This window comes from Bradyrhizobium sp. 87 (assembly GCF_023073015.1).
GTDB lineage: Bacteria > Pseudomonadota > Alphaproteobacteria > Rhizobiales > Xanthobacteraceae > Bradyrhizobium > Bradyrhizobium canariense_D.
Genome location: NZ_JADPIQ010000128.1, coordinates 483,712 through 505,012 on the forward strand (window position 1 = coordinate 483,712; position 21,301 = coordinate 505,012).

Consider the following 21,301-nt stretch of genomic DNA (forward strand, 5'->3'; position numbering starts at 1 on the left):
TTGGATTGACCGGGTAAACGCATGACGACGTCAGACACGGCTGTGCATACGCAGCCCTTCCAGGCCGAGGTTTCCGAGCTTCTGCACCTGATGGTGCATTCCGTCTATTCCGAGACCGATATCTTCCTGCGCGAGCTCGTCTCCAATGCCTCTGACGCCTGCGACAAGCTGCGCTATGAGGCCATCGCGAATCCGGCGCTGCTGGGCGAAGGCGACGCGCTCAAGATCCGGATCATTCCGAACAAGACGGCCGGAACGCTTGCGATCGCCGACAATGGCATTGGCATGGAGCGGCAGGAGCTGATCGACCACCTCGGCACCATCGCCCGCTCGGGCACCAAGGCCTTCGTATCGAAGCTCAAGGAGGCCAAGGATGGTCTCGGCCTGATCGGCCAGTTCGGCGTCGGCTTCTATTCCGCCTTCATGGTAGCCGACAAGATCGTCGTGGTGAGCCGCCGCGCCGGCGAGAGCGACGTCTGGACCTGGACGTCCTCGGGCGGCTCGGGCTTCGAGATCGCGCGTGCCAGCGAGGAGGATGCGGGCCGCGTGCAGCGCGGCACCGAGATCGTCCTGCATCTCAAGGACGATGCGAAGAAATATCTCGAAGCTTACGAGATCGAACGTATCGTCGGCGCTTATTCCGACAACATCCTCTTCCCCATCGAGCTCGTGCCTGAAGGGGGCGAACCGCGTCAGATCAATTCTGCGAGCGCGCTGTGGCAGCGCTCGAAATCCGAGCTCACGCCGGAAGACTACAAGAAGGCCTATCAGCAGATCGCCTCCGCCTTCGACGATCCCGCGATGACGCTGCATTATCGCGCGGAGGGACGTTACTCCTACGCCGTGCTGCTGTTCGCGCCCTCGACGAAGCCGTTCGACCTGTTCGAACCGAACCGCAAGGGGCGCGTCAAGCTCTATGTCCGCCGCGTGTTCATCACTGACGATGCCGATCTGCTGCCGGGCTATCTCCGCTTCATCCGCGGCGTCGTCGACAGCGAGGATCTCCCGCTCAACATTTCCCGCGAGATGCTTCAGAACAATCCGCAGCTCGCGCAGATCCGCAAGGCCGTGGCGACCCGCGTGCTGTCCGAGCTCGAAAGCCTGGCGGAGAAGGATCCGGAGAACTTCGCGAAGATCTGGGAGGCCTTCGGCGCGGTGCTGAAGGAAGGCATCTACGAGGATTTCGAACGCCGAGAAAAGCTGCTCGCGCTGTCGCGTTTCACCACGACCTCGGGCGAGAAGCGCTCGCTCAAGGACGTCGTCGCCGGTTTCAAGCCGAACCAGACCGAGATCTATTATCTCGTCGGCGACAGCATCGACCGGCTGAAGTCGAACCCCCGGCTCGAGGCGGCGACTGCGCGCGGCATCGAAGTTCTGCTGCTGTCCGATCCCGTCGACGCCTTCTGGACCTCGATGCCCTCGGAGTTTGACGGCAAGCCGCTGAAGTCGCTGAGCCAAGGCGATCTCAATCTCGACCTGATCCCGCGCGTCGACGAAGCCGACGAGGCGAAAAAGGACGAGCCGCCCGCCGACGAGGCCGCCACCATCGCGGTGATCAAGGCCGCGCTCGGCGAGCGCGTCAGCGACGTCAAGGCCTCGACGCGTCTTACCAGCTCCGCGTCCTGCCTCGTCGCCGACAGCCAGGGCCCGAGCCGCGAGCTCGAGCGCATCCTGTCTCAGCAGAACCGTGGCATGCGCACCAAGCCGATCCTTGAGATCAACCTGCGCCATCCGCTGGTGACGGCGATCACGAAGGCTCAGGCCGGCTCCAAGATGGTTGACGATCTCAGCCTGCTCCTGCTCGAACAGGCGCAGATCCTAGACGGCGAGCTGCCGGAGGACCCTGCGGCGTTTGCGGCAAGGTTGAACCGGCTGGTGTTGCAAGGGCTCGGCGCGTAGCGGGCGCAGTGCACCGCACTCACCTTGCCGTCATCTGCGCGCAGGAACGGTCGCCTCTGCCATGGTGTTATGCCATACGAGGTGGCCGGCATCCGGGCCGCCGACATGGCCGACATGACAGATTCGAGGATTTCTCCATGCGTTTGCCGATCCTGACCCTGACCGCAATTGCCACGCTGTTCGTGGCGGCAGATGCCAGCGCCCAGACCTACGATCCGCGTTACCCGGTGTGCATGCACGTCTATACGCCCGGTAGTTTTGGCGGGGGCGGTGGCGATTATTTCGATTGCTCCTTCACCTCGCTGCCGCAGTGCCGCGCCACGGCCTCGGGCCGCTCGGCAAGCTGCGACGTCAATCCCTACTATGCGTTCGACCAACCCCCGCCGCCGCCGCGCCGGCGCCACAAGAACGTGCACTAGCGATCCGCAACGGCCTTCAGGGGGAATTTTCATGCATCGCTTGTTCGGCCTGATCATGACCGTCGGTGCCCTGCTCACGGCCGCGCCGTCGCATGCACAGACCTTCGATCCGCGCTATCCCGTCTGCATGCACGTCTATTCCGGTGCAAACGGCGGTGGCGGGGAGTGGTACGATTGCTCCTTCACCTCAGTGCCGCAGTGCCGAGCTACGGCTTCCGGCCGCTCCGCCAGCTGCGATCTCAATCCGTATTATCCGTTCAACGCACCGCCGCAGCGCTTGCGCCATCAGCGAGGCGGCTAGGGCTCACCGCCCGTTCGGCCGTCAATCAGACGGAGTATGCAGGGCTAGCTGCCGTGGGGCGCCTCGTTGGCCGCGGTGACGATCGCGTCGGTCAACTGCCAGGTCATCTTGTCCGTGGTCCAGTCGCTTGCGTGCAGCCTGCTGTCGTCGCCCGGGTCGACCATGCGGTCGAACGAAATTCTTGCAACGTCGTGCCAGCCCTTCATCAGCGCGAAGCGGCGAAAGACGTTGACCCGCTTTGCATGCGCGATCTCGCTGATCGCTGCGACCATCGCGTTCGCCTTGTCGGCCTTGGCCGGCGTCAGCACCGCCGGCACATATTGCAGATCCATTAGGATGACGTCGATCCCTCCGTCCACAAGCAGCTGATCGACGCCGTCAGCGATGGCCCTCCTGGTTTCGTCGAAGGTCGGTGGATTCTGATCGGCCGATTGCCACACCGCATTGGTGCCGACCTGCCAGATCACGAGATCCGGCTTCTGGTCGAAGACGTCGTGCTTGAACCGCAAAAGCTCCTTGGGAGCCTCTTCGCCGCCGACGCCCCGGTTGATGACATCGATCCCGGGCTTCGGAAATATGCTCCGAAGGTCCGCCAGCAATCGTTGCGGATAGGGCGCGATGCCTCCTTCGCCCGCCGTGGTCGACGAGCCGATCGCGACCACCTTGACCTGTCCGCGCCTCAGGCCATTGGCAAAATTGGTCAGCGGCTGCTCGAACGGCGCGGCCTGGACGGGAAATTCAGACGAGCCGAGAGCCACAGGTCGTCTCCCTTTCGCAACCGGGACAATGCAGGGTCAAAAAGACTAACCCGTTTGCCCGGAGCCGCATACTCACGCCTCGACAACTGGCTTTGCTATTGCAAGAACTGCCAGGCGGCGCACCTCGATCGCCTCCGGTTTGGTAAAGGATCACTAGAGTTAATCGTGCACTAACCCGGTTTTACCTTGTCTCTTAACATCTGGGCAGGGCGTGCGAGCTAAGCTGCCGGAAACCCGCAGACACGTAAAGAATGAACGGCATGACAACCGGCGTCATCGAGCAACCGAAAGCCGCGCGCGCACCTTCGGCTTCGAAAATCTGGCTGAAGGCGATCGAGCTCACCGCACGGATCGAGACGTTGCCGGGCCGGCTGTTCGCCGATGTCGTCGACGATTGGGCGCAGCGCCAGCCAGATCGCGTTGCGCTGACCACCGATGACGCGAGCCTCGACTATGAGGGACTTTCGAAACGCATCAATCGTTATGCGCGCTGGGCGCGCTCGGCCGGTGTGGCCAAGGGCGGCACTGTCGCGCTGATCATGCCGAACGGCATCGATTATGTCGCGGCCTGGCTCGGCATCAGCCGCGTCGGCGGCGTGGTCGCGCTGATCAACACCAAGCTCGTCGGGCACTCGCTCGCGCATTGCGTCGGAGTCGCAAAGCCCGCTCACATCATTGTTGCGCATGAGCTTGCAGCGGAGCTGTCCGGCGCGTTGCCGCACTTGAAGACGGAAGCAAAGGTCTGGACCCACGGCGATGCCCGCAGCGAGCGTCCGATCGATGTCGCGCTCGACGCCCTCGATGACCGGCCGCTTTCGCCGGACGAGCGTGGTGACGTCACCATCGACGACCGGGCCCTGCTGATCTACACGTCCGGGACGACCGGCCTGCCGAAAGCCGCAAGCATCAGCCACCGCCGCATCCTCAATTGGGGCTTTTGGTTCGCCGGCCTCACCGGCGCGACGCCGCAGGACCGGCTCTACGATTGCCTGCCGCTGTTCCACTCGGTTGGCGGCATCGTGGCACCATGCAGCATGCTCGCTGCCGGGGGCTCGGTTGTGATCGCAGATAAATTCTCAGCCTCGAATTTCTGGCCCGACATCGTGCGCCACGACTGTACGCTGTTCCAGTATATCGGCGAGCTCTGCCGCTATCTGCTCAAGGCGCCGCCGTCGGAATACGAGAACCGGCATCGCCTGCGGCTCGTCTGCGGCAACGGCCTACGCGGTGACATCTGGGACGATTTTCAGGCGCGTTTCGCCATTCCGCGCATCCTCGAATTCTACGCGGCGACGGAAGGCAATTTCTCGCTGTTCAACGTCGAGGGCCAGCCCGGCGCGATCGGCCGCGTTCCGCCGTTGCTTGCGCATCGTTTCCCTGCCGGTCTCGTCAAGCTCGAGCCCGATAACGGCGCCCCGCTGCGCAATGCGGAGGGGTTTTGTATCCCCTGCGCGCGCGGCGAGGCCGGCGAAGCCATAGGCCGCATCGGCACGGCGGATGAGGGCGGCGGCCGCTTCGAGGGCTACACCGAGGCGAGCGAGACCGAGAAGAAGATCCTGCGCGATGTCTTTGCCAAGGGCGATTCCTGGTTCCGCACCGGCGACCTGATGCGGCTCGACGAGAAGGGCTTCTTCCACTTCGTCGACCGCATCGGCGACACCTTTCGCTGGAAGGGCGAGAACGTCGCGACTTCGGAGGTCAACGACGCCATGCGGGGTTTCACTGGCGTGATCGACGCCACCACCTACGGCGTCGGCATTCCCGGCACCGACGGCCGCGCCGGCATGAGTGCGATCGTGGTGAACGAAGGCTTCGCCGTCGAGGCACTGCCCGCCCATCTCGCACAGCGCCTGCCCGCCTATGCTCATCCCGTCTTCATACGCATCTCGCGCGAGCTCGATGCGACCGAGACGTTCAAGCAGAAGAAGGGCGAGCTCGCGCGCGAGGGATTTGATCCCGGCGCGGTCTCCGATCCGCTGTTCATGCTGGACCCGAAGACCGGCGCCTATGTCGCGCTGGACGCGGAGACGTATGCGCAAATCAACCAGGGTACGATCCGGCTCTAGCCGCGCGAAAATCCGCCAGATAGGTCCAATTTTATCCGAATTGTCCAAGAAGCCATTTACTTCTGTCGGGTAAACAAACGGGCAAGGGAGGCGGTCATCAAGAACCGCCGCAACACGAACGACAACAGAAGCGAGCCAGCCATGTCGGTACGGTCTAAGGTCATTGAAGCGATCCAGCAGATCGCCAAAGAGCAGCACGTCGCGCTTCCCGCACTCTCGGACGAGCTGTCCCTGCACGAGACGGGCTTCGACTCGCTCGCCTTCGCCATCCTGGTGGCGCGCCTCGAGGACGAGACCGGCGTCGACCCTTTCACCATTTCCGAGGACGCAGCGTTCCCCGCCACCGTGGGCGATTTCGTGCGGGCCTACGAAAATGTCCCCGCGTGAGATCTTTGCGCTCCGCGACCATCTCGGCGCGGAGCTGACCGGCCGCACGCTGTCGGACGCGCACGATGTCGTGTCGTTGACGGATATCCTGTCGCAGACGGTCCTGGGTGGCCGCCTGGGCGAGCTGTCCGGCCGCGCGGTGCTGCTGAAATTGTCCGACCAGCTCCGATCGGGTCTTGCCATGATCGAGCTCGACGGTATTGCCCGCCGCATGCTGCTGTGCCCGCCGGATCTCAACCCGGCGCATCTCGACGCGCTGATGGCGAATGCCGGGATCGATGCCGTTGTCACCGACGAGCCCGATCGCTGGGCCGAGACTGGCGTGCCGCTGGTCGTCACCGCACAACTGCCGCTTCAAGCCACAGCGCCGGCCAGGACCGAACGCGCCACGGAATGGCTGATGCTCACCTCGGGCACGTCGGGCGTGCCGAAAATCGTCGGCCATACGCTGGAAGCACTCACCGGCGCCATCGTCGCCGAAGGCCCGGCGCGCGGACCCGCGCCGGTATGGGCGACGTTCTACGACATCCGCCGCTATGGCGGCCTGCAGATATTCCTCCGCGCCGTCCTCTCGGGCGGCTCGATGGTGCTGTCCGATCCGCATGAGGCGCTCGCCGATCACGTCACGCGGCTGAACGCGCGGGGCGTCTCCCACATCTCCGGCACGCCCTCGCACTGGCGCAAGCTGTTGATGAGCGGCTCGGCCGCGCAGTTCGCGCCGCGCTATGTCCGCCTCTCCGGCGAGATCGCCGACCAGGCGGTGCTGGACGGCCTGAAAGCGGCGTTCCCGAATTCCTCCGTCGGCCATGCCTATGCGTCAACCGAGGCCGGCGTCGGCTTTGCCGTCAATGACGGGCTGGAAGGCTTTCCGGCGGACTACCTCGGCAACCGCAACGGCGTCGAAATGAAGGTCGTCGACGGCTCGCTACGTATCCGTTCGACGCGCACGGCGCACGCCTATATCGGCCGCGACGCGGCTGCGCTCACCGATGCAGACGGGTATGTCGATAGCGGCGATATCGTCGAATTGCGCGGCGACCGCTACTATTTCGTTGGCCGCCGCGGCGGCATCATCAATATCGGTGGGCTGAAGGTTCACCCCGAAGAGATCGAGGCGGTGATCAACCGTCATCTCGATGTGCGGATGTCGCGGGCGAAGTCACGCAAGAGCCCGATCACCGGCGGCATCGTCGTCGCCGACGTGATCCTCGCCGACGGCACCGATCCGGCGCGCGCGAAAGAGATCCGCGACCAGATTCTGGATCAGTGCCGCGCTCAGCTCGCCTCCCACAAGGTGCCGGCGGTGATCCGCTTCGTCGAGGCGCTCGACGTCACCCCGGCCGGCAAACTGGCGCGCACCGATGCATAATGTTCTCGTCACCGGCGGTAGCCGCGGTATCGGCCTTGCGATCGGCCAGCGGCTTGTTAATGGCGGCTACAACGTGATCGCGGCGGCGCGGCGCGAGAGCGACGAGCTCAAGGCGGCGATTGCCGGGTCGGAGGGGCGCCTGCATTTTCGCGCTTGCGACCTCGCCGTGATCGACGCGATCCCCGCCTACGCAAAACTCGTGCGCGATGAATTCGGCCCGATCTACGGCCTCGTCAACAATGCCGGCCTCGGCACCGAAGGCTTGCTCGCGACCATGCACAATTCCGAGATCGAGGCGCTGGTGCAGCTCAACGTGCTGTCGCCGATCATTCTCACCAAATATGTCGCGCGCCAGATGATGGCCGACGGCGCCGGCCGCATCATCAACATCTCCTCGATTATCGCGACGACCGGCTATAATGGCCTCTCGGTTTACGGTGCGACCAAGGCCGCCGCCACCGGCTTCACCCGTTCGCTCGCGCGCGAGGTCGGCAAGCTCGGCATCACCGTGAACGCGATCGCGCCCGGTTTCATCGACACCGAGCTGACGCACAACCTGTCTGACGACAGCCGCAAGCGCATCGCCGGCCGCAGCGCGCTGCGCCGCCTGCCGGAGACCGACGACGTCGCGCGGATGGTGGAGTATTTGCTGGGAGAGGGCGGTCGCAATGTGACGGGTACCGTGTTTACGGTCGACGCGGGCAACACGGCGTAGGTGGAACTCATCGCCACAATTGCATTGATCCGGCGCAATGACATCGTCCGGATTTGGTCGTAAGATCCCGCGCAATCGATTGGGTTACGTCAATCGATCTGCCCTAATCGATAGGGAGCAGTCCATGACCGCTTCGAGCCCGGACAAGGCGTCGGTAAAGCCATCTTGCGCAGAGCAAAGCGACGTTCACTGCGAGCCCGTTCACTGCGAGCCGATGTCTCACCAAAATTCCGGTGACCACGGTTACGAAATGTATCCGCAGAAATTCGTGCGTCTTGTCGGCTGCCATGACGTTCCCGCCTCCGCGCTACGCAAGCGCGTGGGCGAGAAGCTGCACTAGACATTCAGGTCCGATGCTTCGGCAGGTCAATCCGTTCGTGTGAGAACTCCGGCGGGCCCTCGGTCAGGCGGCGGATCCGGCGCTCGCGTTCGTCTTCAGACAGCGCAGGATCGAGCAGTCCCTCGAGTTCACGCACCGCAAGCTCTTCGATCCTGGTGGCATCCGAAGCGAGCGGGTGCCCTGGCGGGAGTGCCGGGGGCGCGACCTTCAGGCCGAGCTCGACCAGCTTACCGATGGCTTCCGAGCGCTACAGGTGATGGGTTTCGGCCCAGCTATCCACGGCCGCGGTCAGGCTTTCCGGCGTCTTCACCGCGCTGATCGGATCACGCCCAGTGCGCCGGCTTGCCGGAGCGATGGAGTCCTTCCTGTCGAAGTCGGACACGTCGATGTTCCCGCGCAACCATGTCAGATCATCGAGACTAGACGCCATTTACGGTCAACCGTTTAATGACCTTCTGTGGCATTGCAGTGCGCCCTCATCTTGTTGTCCGGGTCCATTTCGGCCAATGGTTGCAAGGGCGCGCGCCTGGCGAACCGAATCGATTCTTCTACGTATGTCCCTTTGGACGTGCGTCCCAACCATCCGGCATCATCCGATGACATCAGCGTTCTATAGCGGCATTCCGGTCTTTCGCGGCTTCACCAGTCTGATGGACCCCGCTTTGTATTCGCCGCTGCCCGACGACTGGAGCGTCGGCGTTGCCGACATCGTGGATTCGACCAAGGCCATCGCGGCGCAGCGCTACAAGGCGGTGAACATGGCCGGTGCCGCCGTGATCGCAGCCGTGACGAATGCATTGGAGGGACGCGAATTTCCCTTCGTGTTCGGCGGCGACGGCGCGAGTTTTGCGGTCGCGCCTAATGATCTCGAACTGGCCCGCGAGGCTTTGGCTGCGACCGCGACCTGGGTGCGGGAAGATCTCGACTTGCGGATGCGCGTCGCGCTGGTGCCGGTGAGCGCCATTCGCGCGCATGGCCTAGACGTGCGCGTCGCGCGCTTCGGACCGTCGGCCAATTTGTCCTATGCGATGTTTTCTGGCGGCGGGCTCGCCTGGGCGGACGCAGCGATGAAGCGCGGCGAGTTTGCGATCACCGAAGCGCCCGCGGGGACGCAGCCCGATCTCTCCGGCCTGTCCTGCCGCTTCGAGGTGATTCCGGCTGCGCGCGGCCTGATCCTGTCCGTGCTGGTCATGCCGGCCCAAGGCGCCGATCCCTCGGCATTCCGCAACGTGATCGAGGACATCATCCATCTCGTCGAGCGCAGCCCGGATGCCGGTCGTCCCGTGCCGCCACAAGGGCCGCCGCTGACATGGCCGCCGCAAGGGCTGGAATATGAGGCGCGCACCAAGCGCGGAGGTCCGTTGCTCGCACGCCGCGCCAGCGTGCTGGCCTACACCCTTTTCGTCTATCTGATCATGCGCTTCGATCTCAAGGTCGGCGGCTTCGTGCCGAAGCTCTATACACGGCAGGTCGTGGAGAACTCCGACTTCCGAAAATATGACGACGGCCTGCGCATGATCCTCGACTGTACGCCGGAGCTCGAACGCGCCCTCAGCGATCGCCTCGCGATTGCCGCGCGCGACGGCATCGTGCGTTACGGCCTCTATCAGCAGGACGCTGCGATGATGACCTGCTTCACCCCGTCGGCGTTGCGCAGCGATCACGTCCATTTTATCGACGGCGCGCGGGGCGGCTACGCCTCGGCGGCGACGGCGCTGAAGGCGATGACGGCGTGAAGCGCTAGCGCCCCGCCCGCGTCCAGGTTTCGCCGCCGCAGAGCGCGCCGACGCAGCCTTCGACCCGCAGCGAATCCGGATGGAATCACATTCCCGCGTTTATTTGCCTGCGTGCAATGACCTGCGCTTATTTGACCCAGCGCACGAAGGCGACCGAGGCCGCGGTCGACAGCCCGAATACCGCCATGGCGCCGCCGACCAGCGCGAACAGGGTCCAGGCCGGAGCCTGCACCATCATGAGGCCGCCGCCGCCGATCGCGACGATCAGAAGCCGTGCGGTGGAGGCGAGCACGGCACCGCCGACCCGCGCCGCGCCTTGCGAGGAGAAATACAGCGACACGCCCACGCCGAAGAACACGAAGGTTGGGCCTGCCCAGTGGAAGTAGCTGTGCGCGGCGGCGGCAACGCCGGGATCCCTGGTGAAGAGCGAAACCCACAGGGATGGATCGAGCGCGATGATGAGGCCGATCAGGCCGACGGTAAGTCCCGAGGCCCCGGCCGCGGTCCAGGCCACGCGCCGCGCGCGCTTCACCTGTCCGGCGCCCATCGCCATGCCGACCATCGGCACCGATGCGATGCCGAAGGCGAAGGTGATCGGGATCAGCAAGAATTCCAGTCGCGAGCCGATGCCGTAACCGGCGAGCATCTCGGTGCCGAAGGTCGCCAGGATCTTGGTGAAGATCAAAATGGTGAGCACGGTCTGGAGCGGCGACAGGCAGGCGACCGCGCCGACCTTGAGGATGTCGAAGAACAACGCGCGATCGAAATGGAAGGCGCCGAAATCCAGCGGCAGCCGGCTGCGGCCGGACCAGAGGTACCAGAGGAAGAAGATCGCAGCGCAGGTGAATGCGATCAACTGACCGGCGGCCACTCCGGGCATGCCGAATTGCGGCACGCCGAACAGGCCGAGCCCCAGCGTGCCGCCGAGCGCGATCTGGAGCACGCTCGTCCCGATCAGCGCCATCGAGGGCAGACGCATGTCGCCGGTGCCGCGGATCACCGACGCCAACGTGTTGACGAGCCAGATCGCGACCGCGCCGGAGAACAGCATTTGCGAATAGCCGCTGGCTTCCTCGAGCACACGCTCGCGCCCGCCCAGCAGCGCGAAGAACGAGCGGCCGAAGACGAGCATCGTCACCGTGAAGAAAAGCCCGCCGCAGAGGCCGATGATGGCGGCATGCAGCGCCAGCGTCGCCGCACGGTTCCGGTCGCCTGCGCCGAGCGCGCGGCTGATCGCAGACGAGACGCCGCCGCCCATCGCGCCTGCGCTCATCATCTGCGTCAGCATGGCGAATGGGAACACCAGCGCGATCGCGGCGAGCGGAATGGTGCCGAGCCGGCCGATATAGGAGGTCTCGGCGACCGCGACCAGCGTGCTGCCCACCATCGCGATCATGTTGGGGATCGCGAGCCGCAGCAGCGTCGGCAGGATCGGGGCCGTCAGCAAGCCGGCGATGGGGGAGGCGACCGGGGCAGGCAGCGGCACGGCGTCTATCGAGGCGTCGATCGTCATGTGTCACCGCGCGGAATATTGGATGATGATCGACATATTATATGGCGGGCAGCCCCGGCACCAGCCGCGCCTCACGCAGGGCTCACCAGGGCAGGCCGCAGAGGTCGATAGTGCCGAGTGTCGGCGCGCTGACGATGTTGCAGACATAGGGCGCCATGTGAGTGAAGCGGATCCGCCCCTCCGGCTGCTCGCAATAGACCTCGCCCTTGAAGGGGAGCCAGCTGCGGGCTTCGTAGAACGCGACATTGTGCGGCTCGCAGAACAGCAGCGCGAAGCGGACCGCCTCGTTGGCGCGCATGGTATGCACCGCGGCATCGATCGCCATGGTCGCATAGCCGCGGCCGCGCCGATCCTCCCGCGTGCAGACGCCGCCGATGCCGCCGATGTGAACCTTCTGCCCATTCCAAGTGACGGTGCGGAAGTAGATGCCGACGTGGCAGACGAGACCATCCTCGGGCGTCTCGATGAGGACGCGCAGGTCGGCATTGGCCCATTTGACGTGAGCCCAGGGCTGCTTCGCGACGATATCAGGTCCGAAGACCGCCTGGTGCAGTGGCTCCGCCATCCGCCAGGAGGCGTCGCCGTTCAAAATGTCGATCTCGATGCTCATCGCTCTCACCTTCGCATCTCCGCGCCGTCGGTGCGTTTCGTTCTGCCATAAGCACCTCAAAGGCAATGATATTTTATGGCCTGGTTGAAACGCCCTACATCCTTGCGACGATTTTATGCAATCCGGCCAAGCCGCCGCACCATGCCTTTTGGAAAATTCACGGTATTTAACAGCCGCGGAACCTTCTATAAGGGGTGACCGTTAAGTCTCGTTCCCCCATCAGTCGCGGACAACACCCATGACCTTTACGCTGCCCCCACTCCCCTACGCCTATGACGCCCTCGGACAATTCATGTCGAAGGAAACGCTCGAATTCCACCACGACAAGCATCATCAGGCCTATGTCACCAACGGCAACAACGCGCTCAAGGGCACCGAATGGGAAGGCAAGTCCCTTGAGGAGATCGTCAAGGGCTCGTTCGGCAAGAACCCCGCGGTGTTCAACAATGCCGGCCAGCACTACAACCACATCCATTTCTGGAGCTGGATGAAGCCCAATGGCGGCGGCACCAAGCTGCCGGGCAAGATCGAGAAGAAGATCAACGAGGACCTCGGCGGCTTCGAGAAGTTCAAGACGGACTTCCAGGCGGCCGGCGTCGGCCAGTTCGGCTCCGGCTGGTGCTGGCTCCAGGTCAAGAACGGCAAGCTCGAGATTTCCAAGACCCCGAACGGCGAGAATCCGCTGGTGCACGGCGCCACCCCGATCCTCGGCTGCGACGTCTGGGAGCACTCCTACTACATCGACTACCGCAACCGCCGTCCCGACTATCTGAAGGCGTTTGTCGAGAACCTCGTGAACTGGGAATACGTCGAGTCGCTGTTCGACAAGGCCTGAGTTCGACGAGGCCTGGGCTTCACGCATTCCGGGGCCGGCTTTGCCGCTCCGGAATGACGGAATTGAAAGGCGGTCGAGGCGCGGCCGCCTTTTTGTTGTGCGGAATTCGCACTTCGCCTCGCATGGCCCTGCGCGAGGTGCGCATCGCTCCCGTCATCGTACTGTTTGCATCGCATCTGCGGCGCCCTTAAGCAGGACGGGCATCGCCCTCGAGCCGAACGCGCCCGTTGTCAGATCCTTCCTCGAAAGACCCGGCATCCGCCGAGGACGCGGAATCCGAGCCGCGGCCGGGTCGCGTGCGCAAGCCGATCGGCTGGTCGACCATCATCATCGCAGCCCTTGTGGCGGTGAGCGCAGGTCTGGTCTGGCGGCGTGATGGCACCGACGGTGTTCTCGAGATACTGACCCACGATCTCTCGCTGTTCGGCGGCATCCTGCCCCGCGTGCTGGCCGGCTGCCTGCTCGGTGCGTTCATCTCCGAGATCCTGCCGCACGAAAAAGTCTCGCGCGCGCTCGGGCCGAAATCGGGCCTGAAAGGCCTTCTGATCGGCACCGCCTTCGGCGCGATCCTGCCCGGCGGTCCCTTCACCGCCTATCCCGTGGCGAGTGCGCTGCTGGCGGTCGGCGCCGATTTCGGTGCCACCATCGCCATGGTCGTGAGTTGGACCTTGATCGGCTATGGCCGGGCGGTCGCCTGGGAAATCCCGATTATGGGCACCGACTTCACGCTGTGGCGCATCGTCATCTCGCTGCCGTTGCCGGTGCTCGCAGGCGCGCTCGGCCGCTTCGTCTATGTCCGGCTTTATCCGAAGCCGGCCATGAAGGACGACGAGACATGAGCGCCGCGCTCCTGATCGACATCCTGTTGTGGGGTTCGGTGTTCGGCGTCGGCCTGATCGCCTTTCGCCGCGGCCCACCAGTGTTCAAGGCCTCGCTGCGCGAAGGCTCGATGGACTTCATCAACATCGTGCCGCGGATCGCGCTGGGGGTGATCGGCTCCGGCTACATCGCCGCTATCATCCCACAGGAGGTGATCAGCGGCTGGCTCGGCCCGGACAGCGGCTGGCTCGGGGTCGCGACTGCCGTGGTCGCCGGGGCCGCGACGCCCGGTGGCCCGGTGATCGGGTTCTCGATCGGGACGGTGGCCCTGAAATCGGGTGGTGGGGTGCCGCAGGTGGTCGCCTATGTCGTCGCTTGGGCGCTATTTGCCTTCCAACGGGTGATTTTGTGGGAAATTCCGTTCATGCCGGCCCGTTTCGTCTGGTTCCGCTGCGCGGTTTCGGTGCCGTTCCCGTTCGTCGCCGCCGCCATCGCCATGCTGATCGGCAAACCCTGAGCCCGGCATGGACAGCTGTAATGTTATAATATAACATCCAGGAATGGTTCCCGCCGCGTCCCAAGCCCATCATAGCGATCATGCTCATAGCCATTCCCATGACGACGGGCATTCGCATGGACACGATCACACCCACGCACATGTCCACGGTGCGGCCTCTCCGCATCCGGCTCAGGCGGCGCACTGGTCGATCCTGCGCATGACGATGGCCGCCCGTCTCGCGGCCGCGCTCGCGGTCTGCGCCGTGCTTTGGGGCGTGGTCTTCCTGGCGATGAGGTGACCATGGCGGCGCTGCATTTCCACAACGTTACGCTCGGCTATGACCGCCATCCGGCCGTGCACCACCTCAATGGGGAGGTCGCGCCGGGCGCGCTGCTGGCCGTGATCGGCCCGAACGGCGCCGGCAAGTCGACGCTGCTGCGGGGCATCGTCGGCATCCTCAGGCCGCTCGACGGCAGCATCCATCTCGGCGGGCTCGACAGCCGCGATATCGCCTATCTGCCGCAGAGTGCGGAGATCGACCGCAGCTTCCCGATCTCGGTGCTGGACTTCGTCGCCACCGGGCTGTGGCGTGGGACCGGCCTGTTCGGCGGCATCGGCAAGGCGGCGCGCGAAAAGATCCTCCGCGCGATCGCTTCCGTTGGCCTCAACGGTTTCGAAAACCGCCCAATCGGCACGCTCTCGGGCGGCCAGATGCAGCGCGTGCTGTTCGCGCGCGTACTGCTCCAGGACGCGCGGCTGATCGTGCTGGACGAGCCCTTCAACGCCATCGACAGCAAGACCACGGCTGATCTGCTGACGCTGGTGAAGCACTGGCATGGCGAGGGCCGCACAGTGCTCGCCGCACTGCACGACATGGAGATGGTGCGCACCCATTTCAGCGAGACGCTGGTGCTGGCGCGCGGTCCCGTGGTGTGGGGGCCGACGGCGGAGGTGCTGACGCCGGAAAACCTGCTGGTCGCAATGCGGATGTGCGAAGCCTTCGACGACAGCGCCGCCACCTGCTCGGCCGATGATGCCCGCTCACGGGCGGCTTGATATCCGATGCTCTATGACGCGTTGATCGGCCCGTTCACCGAATTCGAGTTCATGCGACGTGCGCTCGCGGCCGTTATCGCGCTGTCGCTCGCGGGTGCGCCGATCGGCGTGTTCCTGATGTTGCGGCGGATGAGCCTGGTCGGCGACGCCATGGCACATGCAATCCTCCCCGGCGCCGCTGTCGGTTTCCTGCTCTCCGGCCTCAATCTGTTCGCGATGACGGCCGGAGGCCTGATCGCAGGTTTTGCCGTCGCAATCCTCGCAGGCCTCGTCGCGCGCTCGACCGGGTTGAAGGAGGATGCCTCGCTCGCGACCTTCTATCTGGCCTCGCTGGCGCTCGGCGTCACCATCGTCTCGATCAAGGGCACCAATATCGACCTGCTGCACGTGCTGTTCGGCAATATTCTCGCGATGGACGACCAGACGCTGCTGGTCGTCGCATTCAACGCCACGGTCACGCTGCTGGTGCTCGCCGTGATCTACCGTCCGCTGGTGATCGAAAGCGTCGATCCGCTGTTTTTGCGCACCGTCAGCCGGGCCGGCGGGCCTGCGCATCTCGCTTTCCTCGCGCTGGTCGTGATCAACCTCGTCAACGGCTTTCAGGCGCTCGGCACGCTGCTCGCGGTCGGCCTGATGATCCTGCCGGCCGGCATCGCGCGGTTCTGGTCGCGCGATCTCACCGTCATGATCTGCATCGCGGTCGTCGCTGCCGCCGTGTCCGGCTATGCAGGTCTCGTGCTGTCGTTCCAGACCCGTGTGCCGTCGGGTCCTGCGATCATTCTGGTGGCAAGCGCGCTCTACACCGTCTCCGTCCTGTTCGGCCGGGTCGGCGGCGTCGTTAGGCAGCTGTTTCCCGGCCGGCATTTGGAAGCGTGATAGCGATGCGGCGCATCCTGCTTTGTGTGCTTATGCTGATCGCCTCGCCGCTGCACGCCGCTGAGCAACTGAAAGTCGTCGCGAGCTTCTCGATCCTGGCCGACTTCGTCCGTAATGTCGGCGGCGACCGGATCAATCTGACGACGTTGGTCGGGGCCGACAGCGACGTCCATGTCTACGCGCCCGCGCCAAGCGATGCGAAGCGGATCGCGGACGCAAAGCTGGTCATCGTCAACGGGCTTGGTCTCGAGGGCTGGCTGCCACGGCTCGTGCAGTCCTCGGGCAGCAAGGCGCAGGTGGTTATCGTGAGCGCCGGCATCGCGCCGCTCAAGCTCGGCTCGGCCGCAGATCCGCATGGCTGGCAGTCGGTCCCCAACGCCAAAATCTACGTCACCGACATCGCCAATGCGCTGGCCGCGGTCGACCCTGACGATGCGGAGTTCTTCCGCGCCCGGGCCAAGGCCTATTTGGAAAAGCTCGAAACGCTCGACCGCGAGGTCCGCGCAGCCGTGGCCAAGATCCCGCAGGAGCGTCGCAAGGTGATTTCGACCCATGACGCTTTCGGCTATTTCGCCGCCGAATACGGCGTCCAGTTCATCGCGCCGCTCGGCGTCTCCACGGAAACCGAGCCCAGCGCGCGGGACATCGCCACCATCATCGGCCAGATCAAGGCCCAAAAAATCCCAGCCGTGTTCCTGGAAAATATCAGCGACGACCGGCTGATCCGGCGGATCGCGGCGGAGACCGGCTCAAAAGTCGGCGGGACCCTGATTTCGGACGGTTTGACCGGCGAAAAGGGGCCTGCACCCACTTACATTGATATGGTCAGGCACAATATAAAGGCCCTGACCAGTGCGCTTGACCACTAGGGCAGGGGCCACCCCGCCTCGCGTCGCGCGAAAAGCCCGAAGTCCGGAGTTGTTATGTCTGAAGCGACCGCCCCAAAAATTCCCGTGACCGTCCTGACCGGCTATCTCGGTGCGGGCAAGACCACGCTGTTGAACCGCATCCTGTCGGAAAACCACGGCAAGAAATACGCCGTCATCGTCAACGAATTCGGCGAGATCGGCATCGACAACGACCTCATCATCGGTGCCGATGAGGAAGTGTTCGAAATGAACAACGGCTGCATCTGCTGCACCGTGCGCGGCGATCTCGTGCGCATCATGGAAGGCCTGATGAAGCGCAAGGGCAAGTTCGACGCCATCATCGTCGAGACCACCGGTCTTGCCGATCCGGCCCCCGTCGCCCAGACCTTCTTCGTCGACGAGGACGTGCAGAAGAGCGCGCGCCTCGATGCGGTGGTCACGGTTGCGGACGCCAAATGGCTATCCGACCGCCTCAAGGATGCACCTGAGGCCAAGAACCAGATCGCCTTTGCCGACGTCATCGTGCTGAACAAGATCGATCTCGTTTCCAAGGGAGAACTTGCCGAGGTCGAGGCCCGCATCCGCGCCATCAATCCCTATGCGAAACTGCATCGCACCGAGCGCTGCTCGGTGGCTTTGGCGGACGTGCTCGACCGCGGCGCTTTCGACCTCGACCGCATCCTCGACATCGAGCCGGACTTCCTGAATGCCGAGGATCATGACCACGACCATGATCATCACCATCACGACCATCATCACAATCATGATCACAGCCACGGCCTGAAGCACTATCACGACGAGGACATGCAGTCGCTGTCACTCAAGACCGACAAGCCGCTCGATCCGAACGTGTTCATGCCCTGGCTTCAGAACCTGGTGCAGGTGGAGGGCGGCAAGATCCTGCGCTCCAAGGGCATCCTTGCTTTCCACGACGATGATGACCGCTACGTCTTTCAGGGTGTCCACATGATGCTGGAGGGCAACCACCAGCGCAAATGGAAGGACGGCGAGCCGCGCGAGAGCCGCCTCGTCTTCATCGGTCGCGAATTGCCGCAAGACCTCATTCGCCAGGGTTTTGAGAGCTGCATCGTCTCGTGATGAAAGAGTTTACGCCACCCGCCGATTCCGCCTCGATCGTCTCCGTCACCGAGCGCGTCAAACCGCTCGCGCTCGGCATGGTCGTGACCTCCGTGCATTTCCTTGGCAACCGCGCCGCCTTCGTCGGCGGCGAGGAGAATGTCGCGCTCGTGGATAGCCAGGGTGAGATCAGCAAGATCGCCGTGCACAGCGGCGGCATTCTCTCGGCCGCCTCCGACGGCAAGCGCCTCGTGATGGGCGGCGACGATGGAAAAGTCGTGTCGCTCGAGGCCAAAGGCGAAGTGACGCTGCTTGCGACCGACCCGAAACGGCGCTGGATCGATGCGGTGGCGCTGCATCCGGACGGTGCCTACGCCTGGTCGGCTGGCAAGACTGCTTTCTTCAAGAGCGGCAAGAGCGAGGAGAAGTCGCTCGAGGTGCCCTCGACCGTCGGCGGCCTCGCGTTTGCGCCGAAGGGCCAGCGTCTCGCGATCGCCCATTACAACGGCGCGACGCTGTGGTTTCCCAACATGGCGGGGTCGGCCGAATTCCTGCCTTGGGCCGGCTCGCATCTCGGCGTCACCTTCAGCCCGGACAACAAATTCCTGGTCACCACGATGCACGAATCGGCGCTGCACGGCTGGCGGCTTGCCGACAACAGGCACATGCGCATGACCGGCTATCCCAGCCGCGTCCGCTCGATGTCGTGGAGCGCGGGCGGCAAGGCGCTGGCGACCTCGGGCGCCGACACGGTGATCCTGTGGCCGTTCGCTAGCAAGGATGGCCCGATGGGCAAGGAGCCAGCGATGCTCGCGCCGCTGCAGGCGCGCGTGTCGGTCGTCGCCTGCCACCCCAGGAACGACATCTTCGCCGCCGGCTACAGCGACGGCACCGTGCTGATGGTCCGTCTGGAGGACGGCGCCGAGATCCTCGTCCGCCGCAACGGCACGCCCGCAGTCGCCGCGCTCGCCTGGAACGCGAAGGGGACGCTGTTGGCGTTCGCCGACGAAAATGGTGATGGCGGCCTGCTCGAGCTTTAATCTGTCATCGTTCCGACCGTGGATGGGGCCATGTGGCGCGCAGCCGTCGAGTTCCGGCCGCCACGGGCGGGAACCGCAGAGCGGCAATTTCGTTGATCCCGCAGACAAAGGCGGTGATCGACATGCCCGGCCAATATGACAAGCGCAGACTGAAGCTCGACTTGATGGTCGCCTGCTCGCTGTTCGCGGCAGGCGTCGTGGTGTCAGGCATGTCGCTGGCGCAAATCCGCGCCGAGACCCGGATGCAGACAGCCCAAGCGACGCAACCCCTTCAGGGCACGCCGTCCGACGATCAGAATAAGCCCGCGGAAGCCAAGCCCGGCGGCGACCGGCCGACCACGCCCGCCCCAGAGCCCGCGCGGCCCGAACCGCAGACGCAGGGCGCTGCCGGCGCGGCGAAACCAGCATTGCCGCCAGCCCCAGCCGAGAAGATCGCGCCGCCGATCGAGAGGAAGTAGGTTCTGCATCTACGCGGGTGCTGTCATCGTCCGCGAAGGCGGACGATCCAGTATTCCAGAGGCTGTGCGTGGATACGGAGATGCTGCGGCGTACTGGATGCCCCGCCTGCCGCTTACGCTAAAGCTTCGGCGCGCCTGGACCTCAACCTCGGCTAAGCCTTGGCGTAGCCGGGTCGCGGGGCATGACAGCAGTGGCCGTGGCGCGACGCCGCCTCACCGCACCAGAACATTCCGGAACTGCCAGGGATCGCTCGTGTCGATGTCCTCCGGGAACAGTCCCGGACGATCCGTCAGCGGCGTCCAGTCGATATAAAAACCCTTCACCGGGCCGAGATACGGCAGCTGAATTTCCAGCAGACGATCGAAATCCATCTCGTCGGCTTCGACGATGCCCTCGTTCGGGTTTTCTAGCGCCCACACCATGCCGCCGAGCACGGCGGAGGTCACTTGCAGACCGGTGGCGTTCTGATAGGGCGCGAGCTTGCGGGTCTCTTCGATCGAGAGCTGCGAGCCGTACCAGTAGGCATTGTTGTCATGGCCGAACAGCAGCACGCCGAGTTCGTCGATGCCGTCGACGATTTCGTTCTCGTCGAGGATGTGGTGCTTTTCCTGCATCTTCGCGGCGCGGCCGAACATTTCATGCAGCGACAGCACGGCATCGTCAGCCGGATGATAGGCGTAGTGGCAGGTCGGCCGATAGACCGCCGTGCCCGATGCGTCGCGCACGGTGAAATAGTCGGCAATCGAGATCGACTCGTTGTGGGTGACGAGGAAGCCATATTGCGCGCCGCGGGTCGGGCACCAGGTGCGCACGCGCGTGTTGGCGCCGGGCTGCATCAGATAGATGGCAGCGCCGCAGCCGGCTTCGTGAGTCCGCGCATTCTCGGGCATCCATTTTTCGTGGGTGCCCCAGCCGAGCTCGGAGGGCTGCACGCCTTCCGACAGGAAACCTTCCACCGACCAGGTGTTGACGAAGACATCGGGCTCTTTCGGCTTCTTGGAGCGCTGGGTGTCGCGTTCGGCGATATGGATGCCCTTGATACCGGCCTGTCGCATCAAGTCCGCCCATTCGGCTTTGGTCTTCGGCTTGGGGGCATTGAGCTTCAGATCGGCGGCGACGTTGAGCAACGCCTGCTTGACGAAAAACGAGACCATGCCGGGATTGGCGCCACAGCAGGAGACGGCCGTCGTCGACCCCGCGGGGCGCGCCTTCTTGGCGGCCAGCGTCGCTTCGCGAAGGGCGTAGTTGGAGCGCGCCTCCGGGCCCTTCGACGAATCGAAATAGAAGCCGAGCCAGGGCTCGTTGACGGTGTCGATATAGAGAGCGCCGAGCTCGTTGCAGAGCTCCATGATGTCGGTGGAGCCGGTGTCGACCGAGAGATTGACGCAAAAGCCCTGGCCGCCGCCTTCGGTGAGCAGCGGGGTCAGCAACTCGCGGTAATTGTCCTTGGTCACACCCTTCTGGATGAAGCGCACATTGTGCTTCTCGCAATGCGCCTTGCGACCCTCGTCCTTGGGATCGATCACGGTGATGCGCGATTTGTCGTAATCGAGATGCCGCTCGATCAGCGGCAGCGTGCCTTTGCCGATGGAGCCGAAGCCGACCATGACGATGGGGCCAGTGATCTTCGCGTAGATCTGCGAGGCGGGGCTCATAGG

23 protein-coding genes and 2 pseudogenes are annotated in these 21,301 nt (G+C 64.3%); 19 read left to right on the forward strand and 6 right to left on the reverse strand.

All coding sequences use genetic code 11. The annotated features are described in order from the left end of the window. The first annotated feature begins 21 nt into the window (after nt 1-21). From htpG to IVB50_RS33730, 3 genes are all read left to right on the forward strand, one after another. Nucleotides 22-1,899, forward strand: a complete 1,878-nt coding sequence (gene htpG, locus IVB50_RS33720) for a molecular chaperone HtpG (protein ID WP_247299309.1) — start codon at nt 22-24, stop codon at nt 1,897-1,899. 137 nt (nt 1,900-2,036) lie between these two features. Continuing rightward, on the forward strand, nt 2,037-2,318 hold the full coding sequence (locus IVB50_RS33725; protein WP_018453298.1) for a DUF3551 domain-containing protein: 282 nt from the start codon (nt 2,037-2,039) through the stop codon (nt 2,316-2,318). Between the two features lie 31 nt (nt 2,319-2,349). Then, nucleotides 2,350-2,619: a DUF3551 domain-containing protein gene (locus IVB50_RS33730; RefSeq protein ID WP_007597230.1), complete on the forward strand. Its 270-nt coding sequence runs from the start codon at nt 2,350-2,352 to the stop codon at nt 2,617-2,619. Between the two features lie 44 nt (nt 2,620-2,663). Here IVB50_RS33730 and IVB50_RS33735 read toward each other — a convergent pair whose 3' ends face one another. Next, the gene (locus tag IVB50_RS33735) at nt 2,664-3,377 is read right to left on the reverse strand and encodes an SGNH/GDSL hydrolase family protein (RefSeq protein ID WP_018453299.1); all 714 of its coding nucleotides are present in this window, start codon (nt 3,375-3,377) and stop codon (nt 2,664-2,666) included. A 251-nt stretch (nt 3,378-3,628) separates the two neighbouring features. Here IVB50_RS33735 and IVB50_RS33740 point away from each other — a divergent pair, with 251 nt between their 5' ends. The 5 genes from IVB50_RS33740 (at nt 3,629) to IVB50_RS33760 (ending at nt 8,254) form a co-directional block, all read left to right on the forward strand. After that, nucleotides 3,629-5,443: a long-chain-acyl-CoA synthetase gene (locus IVB50_RS33740; RefSeq protein WP_018453300.1), complete on the forward strand. Its 1,815-nt coding sequence runs from the start codon at nt 3,629-3,631 to the stop codon at nt 5,441-5,443. A 141-nt stretch (nt 5,444-5,584) separates the two neighbouring features. Further along, nucleotides 5,585-5,830 carry an acyl carrier protein gene (locus IVB50_RS33745; RefSeq protein ID WP_018453301.1) on the forward strand — a complete coding sequence of 82 codons (246 nt, stop codon included), beginning with the start codon at nt 5,585-5,587 and terminating at the stop codon, nt 5,828-5,830. Beyond that, nucleotides 5,817-7,199: a fatty acid--CoA ligase family protein gene (locus IVB50_RS33750; protein ID WP_018453302.1), complete on the forward strand. Its 1,383-nt coding sequence runs from the start codon at nt 5,817-5,819 to the stop codon at nt 7,197-7,199. The genes IVB50_RS33745 and IVB50_RS33750 overlap by 14 nt, the downstream gene beginning before the upstream one ends. Next, nucleotides 7,192-7,914: an SDR family NAD(P)-dependent oxidoreductase gene (locus tag IVB50_RS33755; RefSeq protein WP_247299310.1), complete on the forward strand. Its 723-nt coding sequence runs from the start codon at nt 7,192-7,194 to the stop codon at nt 7,912-7,914. Before IVB50_RS33750 ends, IVB50_RS33755 begins: the two co-directional genes overlap by 8 nt. Before the next feature lie 124 nt (nt 7,915-8,038). After that, nucleotides 8,039-8,254, forward strand: a complete 216-nt coding sequence (locus tag IVB50_RS33760) for a hypothetical protein (protein ID WP_026232507.1) — start codon at nt 8,039-8,041, stop codon at nt 8,252-8,254. Nucleotides 8,255-8,258: 4 nt separating this feature from the next. Here the strand turns inward: IVB50_RS33760 and IVB50_RS33765 are convergent. After that, a pseudogene (locus IVB50_RS33765) lies at nt 8,259-8,684 on the reverse strand (hypothetical protein). A 166-nt stretch (nt 8,685-8,850) separates the two neighbouring features. On the opposite strand from IVB50_RS33765, the gene IVB50_RS33770 reads away from it, so the two are divergent. Continuing rightward, the gene (locus IVB50_RS33770) at nt 8,851-9,990 is read left to right on the forward strand and encodes a DUF3095 domain-containing protein (RefSeq protein WP_018453307.1); all 1,140 of its coding nucleotides are present in this window, start codon (nt 8,851-8,853) and stop codon (nt 9,988-9,990) included. Nucleotides 9,991-9,994: 4 nt separating this feature from the next. Here the strand turns inward: IVB50_RS33770 and IVB50_RS33775 are convergent. From IVB50_RS33775 to IVB50_RS33785, 3 genes and pseudogenes are all read right to left on the reverse strand, one after another. Then, nucleotides 9,995-10,066 (reverse strand): annotated as a pseudogene (locus IVB50_RS33775) (DUF2147 domain-containing protein); the annotation flags it as partial. A 51-nt stretch (nt 10,067-10,117) separates the two neighbouring features. Next, entirely contained in the window at nt 10,118-11,503 is a 1,386-nt protein-coding gene (locus IVB50_RS33780; RefSeq protein ID WP_018453308.1) for an MATE family efflux transporter, read from the reverse strand. An 82-nt stretch (nt 11,504-11,585) separates the two neighbouring features. Then, a complete protein-coding gene (locus IVB50_RS33785) occupies nt 11,586-12,113 on the reverse strand; it encodes a GNAT family N-acetyltransferase (protein ID WP_018453309.1) in 528 nt (175 codons plus the stop codon). Nucleotides 12,114-12,351: 238 nt separating this feature from the next. On the opposite strand from IVB50_RS33785, the gene IVB50_RS33790 reads away from it, so the two are divergent. From IVB50_RS33790 to IVB50_RS33835, 10 genes are all read left to right on the forward strand, one after another. Beyond that, nucleotides 12,352-12,948 (forward strand): superoxide dismutase, encoded by a 597-nt coding sequence (locus IVB50_RS33790; protein WP_007597204.1) that lies wholly within the window; start codon nt 12,352-12,354, stop codon nt 12,946-12,948. Nucleotides 12,949-13,175: 227 nt separating this feature from the next. Next, nucleotides 13,176-13,787, forward strand: a complete 612-nt coding sequence (locus IVB50_RS33795; RefSeq protein ID WP_018453310.1) for a permease — start codon at nt 13,176-13,178, stop codon at nt 13,785-13,787. After that, nucleotides 13,784-14,284 carry a hypothetical protein gene (locus IVB50_RS33800; RefSeq protein ID WP_018453311.1) on the forward strand — a complete coding sequence of 167 codons (501 nt, stop codon included), beginning with the start codon at nt 13,784-13,786 and terminating at the stop codon, nt 14,282-14,284. The genes IVB50_RS33795 and IVB50_RS33800 overlap by 4 nt, the downstream gene beginning before the upstream one ends. A 43-nt stretch (nt 14,285-14,327) precedes the next feature. After that, entirely contained in the window at nt 14,328-14,564 is a 237-nt protein-coding gene (locus IVB50_RS33805; protein WP_039798633.1) for a hypothetical protein, read from the forward strand. Between the two features lie 2 nt (nt 14,565-14,566). Beyond that, on the forward strand, nt 14,567-15,322 hold the full coding sequence (locus IVB50_RS33810) for an ABC transporter ATP-binding protein (RefSeq protein ID WP_018453313.1): 756 nt from the start codon (nt 14,567-14,569) through the stop codon (nt 15,320-15,322). Nucleotides 15,323-15,328: 6 nt separating this feature from the next. Next, nucleotides 15,329-16,198, forward strand: a complete 870-nt coding sequence (locus IVB50_RS33815) for a metal ABC transporter permease (RefSeq protein WP_007597190.1) — start codon at nt 15,329-15,331, stop codon at nt 16,196-16,198. Nucleotides 16,199-16,203: 5 nt separating this feature from the next. After that, complete coding sequence (locus IVB50_RS33820; protein WP_018453314.1) at nt 16,204-17,067, forward strand: metal ABC transporter substrate-binding protein; 864 nt, start codon at nt 16,204-16,206, stop codon at nt 17,065-17,067. Between the two features lie 54 nt (nt 17,068-17,121). Then, the gene (locus IVB50_RS33825; RefSeq protein WP_026232508.1) at nt 17,122-18,165 is read left to right on the forward strand and encodes a GTP-binding protein; all 1,044 of its coding nucleotides are present in this window, start codon (nt 17,122-17,124) and stop codon (nt 18,163-18,165) included. Then, nucleotides 18,165-19,184 (forward strand): WD40 repeat domain-containing protein, encoded by a 1,020-nt coding sequence (locus tag IVB50_RS33830; protein WP_018453316.1) that lies wholly within the window; start codon nt 18,165-18,167, stop codon nt 19,182-19,184. Before IVB50_RS33825 ends, IVB50_RS33830 begins: the two co-directional genes overlap by 1 nt. 122 nt (nt 19,185-19,306) lie before the next feature. Beyond that, nucleotides 19,307-19,642 carry a hypothetical protein gene (locus IVB50_RS33835; protein ID WP_026232509.1) on the forward strand — a complete coding sequence of 112 codons (336 nt, stop codon included), beginning with the start codon at nt 19,307-19,309 and terminating at the stop codon, nt 19,640-19,642. A 213-nt stretch (nt 19,643-19,855) separates the two neighbouring features. Here IVB50_RS33835 and IVB50_RS33840 read toward each other — a convergent pair whose 3' ends face one another. Then, complete coding sequence (locus IVB50_RS33840; RefSeq protein ID WP_247299311.1) at nt 19,856-21,298, reverse strand: homospermidine synthase; 1,443 nt, start codon at nt 21,296-21,298, stop codon at nt 19,856-19,858. Between the last annotated feature and the right edge of the window lie 3 nt (nt 21,299-21,301).